General features: G+C 68.1%; 7 protein-coding genes. 3 read left to right on the top strand and 4 right to left on the bottom strand.

Annotated elements, in window-relative coordinates; genetic code table 11:
- Nucleotides 1-864, bottom strand: an 864-nt coding sequence (locus AC06E9_RS18350; RefSeq protein ID WP_478056567.1) for a LysR substrate-binding domain-containing protein, incomplete at its 3' end; no start/stop codon positions are given.
- Between the two features lie 126 nt (nt 865-990).
- Between AC06E9_RS18350 and AC06E9_RS18345 the strand changes: the two genes are divergently transcribed.
- Together AC06E9_RS18345 and dkgB are read left to right on the top strand one after the other, a co-directional pair.
- Entirely contained in the window at nt 991-2,205 is a 1,215-nt protein-coding gene (locus AC06E9_RS18345; RefSeq protein ID WP_121040844.1) for an MFS transporter, read from the top strand.
- A 150-nt stretch (nt 2,206-2,355) separates the two neighbouring features.
- Nucleotides 2,356-3,159, top strand: coding sequence for a 2,5-didehydrogluconate reductase DkgB (gene dkgB, locus AC06E9_RS18340; RefSeq protein WP_478056566.1), 804 nt, complete (start codon nt 2,356-2,358; stop codon nt 3,157-3,159).
- A gap of 60 nt (nt 3,160-3,219) precedes the next feature.
- Here dkgB and AC06E9_RS18335 read toward each other — a convergent pair whose 3' ends face one another.
- From AC06E9_RS18335 to mgtE, 3 genes are all read right to left on the bottom strand, one after another.
- Nucleotides 3,220-3,918 (bottom strand): alpha/beta fold hydrolase, encoded by a 699-nt coding sequence (locus AC06E9_RS18335; protein WP_478056565.1) that lies wholly within the window; start codon nt 3,916-3,918, stop codon nt 3,220-3,222.
- Nucleotides 3,919-3,965: 47 nt separating this feature from the next.
- Complete coding sequence (locus AC06E9_RS18330; protein WP_121040850.1) at nt 3,966-6,695, bottom strand: bifunctional acetate--CoA ligase family protein/GNAT family N-acetyltransferase; 2,730 nt, start codon at nt 6,693-6,695, stop codon at nt 3,966-3,968.
- A gap of 74 nt (nt 6,696-6,769) precedes the next feature.
- On the bottom strand, nt 6,770-8,140 hold the full coding sequence (mgtE, locus tag AC06E9_RS18325) for a magnesium transporter (protein WP_121040852.1): 1,371 nt from the start codon (nt 8,138-8,140) through the stop codon (nt 6,770-6,772).
- Nucleotides 8,141-8,485: 345 nt separating this feature from the next.
- On the opposite strand from mgtE, the gene AC06E9_RS18320 reads away from it, so the two are divergent.
- Entirely contained in the window at nt 8,486-10,291 is a 1,806-nt protein-coding gene (locus AC06E9_RS18320; protein ID WP_121040854.1) for a monovalent cation:proton antiporter-2 (CPA2) family protein, read from the top strand.
- Nucleotides 10,292-10,319: the final 28 nt, after the last annotated feature.

The following is a 10,319-nucleotide window of genomic DNA, read 5'->3' as shown; positions in this document are numbered from 1 at the left end:
GTGATCCAGGAACGAGCTGATCCGCGCCGAGACTGCCGTGTTGCGGTAGTACACGGCGTGGATCGGCTGGCGGACCTCCACGGTGAGGTCCGGCAACAGCTGCACCAGGGTGCCGGCTTCGCGGTCGCGGTGGGTCATGAAGTCGGACAGGCAGACGATGCCCACCCCTTCCAGCGCGAGCCGGCGCAGCGTTTCGCCGCTGGAGACCGCCACCGCCGGGCGCACGTGCAGCAGCGCGTCGGTCGCGCCGGGCAGCGGCCAGTGATTGAGTGAATCGGGCTCGTTGAAGCCCAGCAGGGTGTGCGTGCCCAGTGCCGCGACGTCGCGCGGGGTGCCGTGCTGCTGCAGGTAGGCTGGGCTGGCCATCACGCGCAGGCGGCTGTGCGCCAGCGGCCGTGCATGCAGGGTGGAATCGGCCAGTGGCCCGATCCGGATGGCCACATCGGTGCGCCGCTCCAGCAGATCGATGTAGCGCTCGCTGCTGTTGAGCTCCAGCGCCACCTCGGGATAGCGCGCGCGGTAGCTCGCCACCAGCGGGGCGATCACGTGCAGCACGAACGGCATCGCCGCATCCACACGCAGGCGCCCGGCCGGGCGTTGACGCCGGGCGGCGATCTGCTCCTCGGCCGCTTCCACCGAGGCCACGATTGCGCGGGCCTGGGCCAGGAAGGCGTCGCCTTCCTCGGTCAGCTGCAGGCGACGGGTGGTGCGGGTCAACAGCGTGGTGCCGAGTTTCTCCTCCAGCCGGCCCAGTGCCCGGCTGACACCGGACGTGGTCTGGCCAAGCTGTTCGGCGGCGGCGGTGATCGACCCGCTGTCGATCACCGCGATGAAGGCCTGCATCTCATCGAGGGTGGTTTTCATGGCGGCGGCCGGGCGGAAGGGGCCCATTATTGACCATGGGGCAACAGTGATTGGCGTGAAGGCCGCTTTTTCCGCAAGAGTACGGCGCGCAGACTGCGCAGCCTTGCTCCCCACCGGTATCCGTCCATGTCCCGTGGTATCCCCTTGGCCTTGCTGGCGTTGACGCTGGGTGCGTACGCCATCGGCACGACTGAATTCGTCATCGTCGGGCTGATCCCGACCATCGCCGCCGACCTCGGCGTCACCCTGCCCTCGGCCGGCCTGCTGGTTTCGCTGTATGCGCTGGGCGTGGCGGTCGGTGCACCGGTGCTTACCGCGCTGACCGGGCGCGTGCCGCGCAAGACCCTGCTGGTCGCGCTGATGCTGCTGTTCACCCTGGGCAACGTGATCGCCTGGATGGCCCCGGGCTATGGCTCGCTGATCGTGGCGCGCGTGCTGACCGGCCTGGCGCATGGTGTGTTCTTCTCGATCGGCTCGATCATCGCCACCTCGGTGGTGCCCAAGGAAAAAGCCGCCAGCGCGATCGCGATCATGTTCACCGGCCTCACCGTGGCGCTGGTCACCGGCGTGCCGCTGGGTACCTTCATCGGCCAGCACCTGGGCTGGCGCGCCACCTTCCTGGCCGTGGCCGGGCTCGGTGTGATCGCGCTGATCGGCAGCCTGCTCTTCGTCCCGCGCAACCTGCAGCGCAGCGCACCGGCCACCTTTGGCCAGCAGCTCGCCGTGCTCGCGCAGCCGCGCCTGCTGCTGGTGTATGCGATCACCGCGCTCGGTTACGGCGGCACCTTCCTGTCCTTCACCTACCTGGCCTCGATCCTGCAGGACGTGACCGGTTTCTCGGCCAATGCGGTCAGTGGCGTGCTGCTGGTCTATGGCGTGTCGGTGGCGATCGGCAACCTGTGGGGCGGCCGCCTGGCCGACCGCCGCGGCCCGATCCCGGCGCTGAAGCTGATCTTCGCGTTGCTGGCCGCGGTGCTGTTCGCGCTCACCTTCACTGCTTACAACACCTGGCTGGTGCTGCTGACCGTGCTGGCGCTGGGCGCGGTGGCGTTCGGCAACGTGCCCGGGCTGCAGGTATACGTGGTCAAGCAGGCACAGCGGTTCGCCCCGCAGGCCGCCGATGTGGCCTCGGGCCTGAACATCGCCGCGTTCAACGTCGGCATCGCGCTCGGTGCTTCGCTGGGTGGCCTGGTGGTCGATCACTTCGGCCTGATGCACACCCCGTGGCTGGGCGCGCTGGTGGTGATGGGCGCCTTCGGCCTGACCGCATGGAGTGGCCGCCTGGACCGCCGCGATGGGGTTGCCGACCGCGCCGAAGGCATCGCCGTGAGTGCGCATTGATCGCTCCCGGCAGCGGACCGACGGTCGGCAGTACGCGACAACAGCCGACCCACGATTCGTATCACGCAACCGCAGCCGACCCACGGTCGGCTCTACGTCGCTTTACGGTGCACGGCGTAGCCTGCACCTCACCCCCATGAAGGAGTTTCCATGAGCATTCCCGCCTTCGGCCTCGGCACCTTCCGCCTGAAGGGCCAGACCGTGATCGACTCGGTGCGCAACGCACTGGACGTCGGCTACCGCGCCATCGATACCGCGCAGATCTACGAGAACGAAGCCGAGGTCGGTCAGGCCATCGCCGAGTCCGGCGTGGCGCGCGATGATCTGTTCCTCACCACCAAGATCTGGATCGCCAACTTCCACCACGACGCGCTGCTGGAGAGCCTGCGCGAGAGCCTGCGCAAGCTGCGCACCGACCATGTCGAGCTGACCCTGATCCACTGGCCGTCGCCGAAGGACGCGGTGCCGATGGCCGAGTATCTCGGTGCACTGGCCGAGGCCAAGTCGCAGGGCCTGACCCGCCAGATCGGCATCTCCAACTTCACCATCGCCCAGACCCGCCAGGCGATCGAGATCCTGGGTGCCGACGCGATCGCCACCAACCAGATCGAAGTCCACCCTTACCTGCAGAACCGCGCGTTGATCGCGTTCCTGAAGGAACAGGGCATCCATGTCACCGCCTACATGAGTCTGGCCTACGGCGAAGTGCCCAAGGACCCGGTCATCCAGGCCATCGCCGCGCGCCACCAGGCCACCCCGGCCCAGGTCGCGCTGGCGTGGGCGTTGCAGCAGGGCTTTGCGGTCATTCCGTCTTCGACCAAGCGTGACAACCTCGCCGGCAATCTGCTGGCTGCGGAACTGCGCTTGAGCGATGAGGACATGGCGCAGATCGCCACGCTGGATCGCGGGCATCGCCTGGCGAACCCTGAAGGGATCGCACCGGCCTGGGATTGATGGACAGCGCCCGACCGCTGGTCGGGCGCGGGATGGTGCGTACCGGCCGCCGGCCGGCAGCTACCGGAGCAACCAGTCCCGCATTGCCGCGCTGACTTCGTCGGGCTTCTCCATCGGGGCCAGATGGCCGCAATCGGGCAGCACCACCAGGGTTGAATCCGGCACCAGCGCGTGCATCGCCTCGCTGATCGCCAGCGGGGTGATGCGATCGTTCGCACCGCATACGATCAACAGCGGATCGCGGTACCCGGCCAGCACGTCATGGCCATCCACCCGGTCCAATGCGCTCTGGCGCAGGAATACGTCCGCACCCAGCCGCGCGGTCATGTCGCGCACGCGCTGCACCAGCACGTAGTCATCCAGCCGCGAGGCATCGATGTAGCTGCGCATCAGGGTGTCGCCGAAGCCGTGGAATTTCCCGGGCAGGCGTACGCTGGCCCGCTGGGTCTGGCGTTGCTTGGCGCGCTCGGGCGAGTCGGCATGGATCGAGGTATCGACCAGGGCCAGCCGCAGCACCCGCTCCGGCGCGGTGCGCAGGATCGCCTGCGCCACGAAGCCGCCCAGTGAAAAACCGGCCAGGGCGAAACGCGCCGGTGCCTGCGCCAGCACGTCCTCGACCACCGCCTGCATCGTCTCGCCGCGGGTCTGGTCGCCGACGATGCACGCGGCGATATCGGACAGGTCGGCGATCTGCGCGCGCCAGAGTTCAGCGTCGTTGAGCAGGCCGGGGAGCAGCAGCAGGGGGATACGATCAGTCATGCCGTATTGTCGCCCCGCCCACGTGCCCGCGCCGTACCGCGATCGGCTCAGTGCGTTGCAGGATCGGGCGCCTGCGGCACCTGCACATCCTGCACCGGCAGGGTCACCACCATCACCGTCGAATCGTCCGGGTCGAGCCGGGTCTTGAAGCCCAGGCTCTGGCACATCGCCAGCATGGTGCTGTTCTCGCGCAGCACCTGGCCTTCGATGATGTTCAGGCCGAGCCACTGCGCGTACTCGATCATGATCGCCATCAACCGCCAGCCGATGCCGTGGCCCTTGAGGTCGGAGCGGATCAGGATGCCGTACTCGCCACGGTCGTAGTCTGCATCGGCATGCAGCCGCACCGCACCGAGCATGTCGCCGCTGCGCGGATCGATCGCCACCAGCGCGATGGAGCGCGCGTAGTCGAGCTGGGTCAGGCGCGCGATGAACTCGTGGCTGAAATGCTTCACCGACTGGAAGAAGCGCAGGCGCAGGTCGTCATCGGTAACGCGCGCAAAGAAGGCGCGGAACAGCGCGTCGTCCTCGGGGCGGACCGGTCGCACGAAGGCGGGGGCGCCGTCGGACAGGGTAATGGTGCGCTCCCATTCCTTGGGATACGGGAACACCGCGAAGCGCGGATGGCCGCGGCCCTTGTGCAGCTTGCGCGAGGGTTCGATCGCCACGCGCGAATCGAGTGCGATCACCCCGTCGCGGTCGGCGAGCAGCGGATTGATGTCGAGCGTGCGGATCTCGGGAATGTCGGCGGCGAGCTGGGCCAGCTTGACCAGGATCAGCGCGACCGCGCGTTCGTCGGCGGCCGGGACATCGCGGTAGGCCTTCAGGATGCGCGACACGCGCGTGCGCCCGATCAGTTCGTGCGACAGGCGCAGGTCCAGCGGTGGCAGGGCGATCGCCTTGTCGTCGATGACTTCGACCGCGGTGCCGCCACGGCCGAACACGATCACCGGGCCGAAGGTCGGGTCGTCGGCGATACCCGCGATCAACTCGCGCGCCTTGGGCCGCACGATGGTCGGCTGCACCAGCACGCCATCGATGCGCGCATCGGGTCGCTTTTCGTGCGCGCGCGCGATGATCGAGGTCGCCGCCGCATGCACGGATTGCAGGGTACTGAGGTTCAAGCGCACGCCATCCACATCGGACTTGTGCGGGATATCGGCCGAGAACACTTTGATCGCGACGGTGGCGCCCTGCTCCAGCAGCGGCTGGGCCAGGTCCATCGCCTCGTGGGCATCACGGGCCTGCATCACCGGCGCGGACGGAATGCCGTAGGCGCTGAGCAGCTGGTGGGTGGCGATCGGGTCCAGCCACTGCTGGCCGGCGGCAAGTGCGGCCTCCACCAGCGCGCGGGCACCGGCGGTATCGACCACGAAATCCTCGGGCAGGCTGGGCGGGGTTTCCATCAACGCGGCCTGCGCGTCGCGGTAGCGCACCAGATGCTGGAAGCCGCGGACCGCCTCGGCTTCGGTCGGGTAGGTCGGCACGCGCGCGGCATTGAGCGTGGCCGTGGCACGATCGTCGTTGCCCAGCCACACCGCGAACACCGGCTTGTCGCGATGGTGGCGCGGGCGCAGGCCGAGCGTGCGGGTCAGCGCCCGCGCGGCATCGGCCGAGGAGGTGAACGCGGTCGGCACGTTGACCACCAATACCGCGTCGTTCTCGGTATCGGACATCAGCGCTTCGATCGCCGCGGCGTAACGGTCGCCGTCGGCATCGACCACGATGTCGACCGGATTGCTGCGCGACCAGCCCTGCGGCAGCACCGCATCGAGTTGTGCGACGGTGGCCGGCGACAGCTCGGCCAGGCTGCCGCGCAGGGCCAGCAGCTGGTCCACCGCCAGCCGCCCCACCCCGCCGCCGTTGCTCAGGATCGCCAGGCGACGCCCGGGGAAGGTGCCGAGCCGGCCCAGTGTTTCGGCCGCGGTGAACAGCTCATCCAGCGCGCTGACGCGCAGCAGGCCCGCGCGGTTGAATGCCGCCCCGTAGACCGCATCGGCGCTGGCCAGCGCCTGCACGTGGGTATCGGCATCGGGATTGATGCGGATGTGGCGGCCGGATTTGACCACCACCACCGGCTTGGCGCGCGCAGCGGCACGCGCGGCCGACATGAACTTGCGCGCATCGCGGATGTGCTCGACGTACAGCAGGATCGCGCGGGTGCGGTAATCGGTGGCGAAGTAATCCAGCAGGTCGCCGAAGTCGACATCCAGGGTGTCGCCGAGCGAAACCACGGCGGAGAAACCGACCGAGCGCGCCACGCCCCACTCCACCAGGGCCGCGGCAATCGCGCTGGATTCGGAGATCAAGGCCAGGTCACCGGCCTGCGGGAAGTGCGCGGCGATGCTGGCGTTCAAGCGCGCATGCGGGGCGATCACGCCCAGGCAGTGCGGGCCCAGAATGCGCAGACCCTTGGGCCGTGCCGCCGCCTCCACCTGCGCGGCCAGCGAGCCCGGGCCTTCGCCCAGGTTGGCAGTGAGGATGATCGCCGCGCTGACACCGCGCTCGGCGGCGGTGGCCACCACCTGCGGCACGATGCTGGCCGGGGCGGTGATGACCACCAGCTCCGGCACCCAGTCCAGATCCTTGAGCCGCTTCACGGTGCGGATGCCATCGATCTCGCTGTAACGCGGATTGATCCAGGCCACGTTGCCGGGGAAGCCGGTGTCGCGCAGATTGCGCATTACCGCGCGGCCGGCGGAGCGTTCACGCGGGCTGCCGCCGATCACGGCGACCGACTGCGGGCGGAAGACGGCTTGCAGGTGGTAGGTGCTCATGCGACCAGACAGTAACAGGGACGGAGGTGATTAATAATCACCCCCGTCCCTGTTATTAACTACCTCCGTCCCTGTTAAAGGAGGGTGCCGCGCAGGATCATCGCGGCGATGCTGAAGTAGATGACCAGGCCGGTGACGTCCACCAGCGTGGCCACGAACGGGGCCGAGGCGCTGGCCGGGTCGAAGCCCAGGCGCTTGAGGATGAAGGGCAGCATCGAGCCGGACAGCGAGCCGAACGTGACGATGCCGACCAGTGCCGCGCCGATGGTCAGTGCCAGCAGCTGCCAGTGCTCGCCGTAGTCGTGCAGGCCCAGCAGCTGCCAGGACACGATGCGGATGATCGCCAGCACGCCCAGGATCGCCCCCAGGGTGATGCCGGTCGGCACCTCGCGCAGCGCCACCTTCCACCAGTCGCGCAGGCGCAGCTCGCGCAGGGCCAGGCTGCGGATCAGCAGCGAGGTCGCCTGCGAGCCGGAGTTGCCGCCCGAACTCATGATCAGCGGGATGAACAGCGTCAGCACCACTGCGCGCGCCAGCTCGTCTTCGTAATGCTGCATCGCGCTGGCGGTCAGCATTTCGCCGAGGAACAGCACGCTCAGCCAGCCGGCCCGCTTGCGCAGCATCTCGAAGAAGCCGATCTGCATGTACGGCTTTTCCAGCGCCTCCATGCCGCCGAACTTGTGCACGTCCTCGGTGGATTCTTCGATCAGCGCATCCAGGATGTCATCCACCGTGACGATGCCCAGCACATGGTGCTGCGCGTCCACCACCGGGATCGCGAGCAGGTCGTGGCGGCGGATCAGCTGCGCCACCTCCTCCTGATCCAGCTGCACATCCACCGTCACCGGCGGGTTGACCTGGGCGACGTCGAGGATGGGCTCCTCGGGCAGCCCGGTGATGAGCCGGCGCATGGTGACCACCTGCACCAGCGCGCGGGTGTGCGGGTCCAGCACATAGATTGCGTAGACGGTCTCGCGGGTGCGCTCCACTTCGCGGATGTGCTGCAGGGTGCGGCCAACCGTCCAGTCCGAGGGCACGCTGACGAACTCGGTGGTCATCAGCGCGCCGGCGGTGTGCGCCGGGTAGCTCAGCAGCTGCTGGATCGCCTTGCGCGCCTCCGGGCTGAGCAGCGGGATCAGGCGTGCGCGCTCGTCCTCGTCCAGCTCGTGGACGATATCGGTGGCGCGGTCATCGGCCATCAGCCCGAGAAGGGCTGCGGCGCGGGCCACCGGCATGGCCGCTACCAGATCGCCGCCGCGGTTGAGCTCGGGCTGCTCGAGCATCTTCACCGCGCGCGGCAACGGCAACGCGGCCAGCGTGTCGGCGGCGCGCGACAGGCTCAGCGTGTTGAGGAATTCCACCGCGTCGGCGGTGTTGAAATTGTCGAGGGGTGCGCTCAACGAGGCGGCATCGGCCACCGGGCGCAGCAGGTCTTTCTGGTTCATCGTATTCGCCTGTGGGTATCGCATTGCGCGACGCCAACGCTGGCGAACCGACCCGTGTCAGGCGGTGGCCATCGCTGGCGTCGAGCAAGGTCGACTTCTACTGTCGCTGGACATGGGTTGGGGACTCCGGAAGGGTTTACTGCCGACGGCGGACGCCAGCAGCGGCGGGCAGTCTGGACCCGGGTGTGACGCAGGTCAACCCTTGTCCGGGATGCCGTTCCGGTGGCAGTCGCCTTGGGCGCCCATGGCGGCCGCATAATACTGCGTGGCCCTGGCCACAGGCCCCGGCCGCCCCGGGGAGGCTTTCCACCCGCACGGCACACACCCCCATGAGCAGGTTCCCCCATGCATAGCGGCGCGCTCGAGCTGGCCCTGGTGCTGCTGCTGGCTGCAGTGATCGCGGTACCGGTGTTCAAGAAGCTCGGCCTGGGCGCCGTGCTGGGCTATCTGGCGGCCGGCGTGGTGCTCGGCCCGGATGGCCTGGGTTTCGTGCAGGATGCCGACCGCATCCTCAGCGCCGCCGAGATCGGCGTGGTGATGCTGCTGTTCGTGATCGGCCTGGAGCTGTCGCCCGCCCGCCTGAAGGTGATGCGCCGCTCGGTGTTCGGCGCTGGCGCGCTGCAGGTCGCGCTGAGCGCGCTGGTGCTGGGCAGCCTGTTGATGCTGGATCACTTCCAGTGGAAGAGCGCGTTGATCGTCGGCATCGCTCTGGCACTGTCCTCCACCGCGGTCGGGCTGCAGCTGCTGTCCGAGCATAAAGCGATCAACAGCGATTACGGGCGCCTGGGTTTTGCCATCCTGTTATTCCAGGACCTGATCGCGATCCCGTTGCTGGCCGCGATTCCACTGCTCGGCGGTGCGCGCAACGACACCCTGCAGTGGAACGACGTGGCCATCGCCATCGGCGCACTGGCGGTGGTGATCCTGTGCGGCCGCCCGGTGCTGCGCCGGCTGTTCAACATCATTGCGCGCACCCGCAGCCCGGAGGTGTTCACCGCCACTGCGCTGCTGGTGGTGCTGGGCACCGCATGGTTCATGCAGGAGGCCGGACTGAGCCCGAGCCTGGGTGCGTTCCTGGCCGGTGTGCTGTTGTCCGATTCGGAATTCCGCCACGAACTGGAATCGCAGATCGAGCCGTTCAAGGGCCTGCTGCTCGGCCTGTTCTTCATCGCCGTGGGCATGGGCATCGACCTGGATCGCATCGTCGCCGAGCCGATGATGATCGCGGCAGGCGTGGCGATCCTGCTGGTGGTCAAGTTCGGCCTGCTGTTCGGCATCGGCAAGCTGGCCAAGCTGCGGACCCGCCACGCGGTGCTGCTGGGCAGCGTGCTGTGGCTGGGCGGCGAGTTCGCGTTCGTGGTGTTCAACGAGGCCCAGCGCGCGCACCTGCTTGGCAACGCCAACCATGATCGGCTGGTGGCGATTGTCGGCCTGTCGATGGCGATCACGCCGCTGCTGATGATCGGCCTGATCCGCCTGCTGGGCCGCGACGAGGGCCCCAAGACGCCTGCCCAGCCCGCCGACAAGGTCGACATCACCGATGTGCAGCCACAGGTGATGATCGCCGGCATGGGCCGCTTCGGCCAGGTGGTCGCGCGCCTGCTGACCGCGCAGAAGATCCCGTTCGTGGCGCTGGAATCCAATCCGGATACGGTCTCGGACCTGCGCCGCTTCGGCAACAAGCTCTATTACGGCGACCCGACCCGGCCGGAAATGCTGCGCGCCGCCGGCGGCGAGCACATCCGCGTCTACGTGGTCACGCTGGATGATCCAGACGCCAACATGCGGGCCACGCGGCTGATCCGGCGCATGTATCCCGATGCGGTGGTGCTGGTGCGCGCGCGTAACCGCCAGCATGCGTGGCGCCTGATGGACATGTCCGCCGAGCCGTTCCGCGAGGTGTTCGGGACGAGCCTGGAACTGAGCGAACGGATGCTGATCGCGCTGGGCATGTCGGTGGAAACCGCACGCAGCCATGTGCAGCGCTTCCGCGAGCACGACGAGAAGCTGCTGCGCGATCAGTACCTGGTCTACGACGACGAGGCGGCGGTGATCCAGACCTCGCGCGATGCGCGCGCGGACCTGATGCATCTGTTCGAGGCGGATGCGGAGAGTGAGGGGAAGGGTGTGGACGGCAACCCACCGCGTTGATGAACCTGCAGGTGCACCTGCCCGTGCC

It is taken from the genome of Stenotrophomonas sp. Steno-Z10-BAI, from assembly GCF_056393115.1.
The sequence above is the reverse complement of the archived record's forward strand: the minus strand, read 5'-3'. Positions and strand labels throughout refer to the sequence as shown.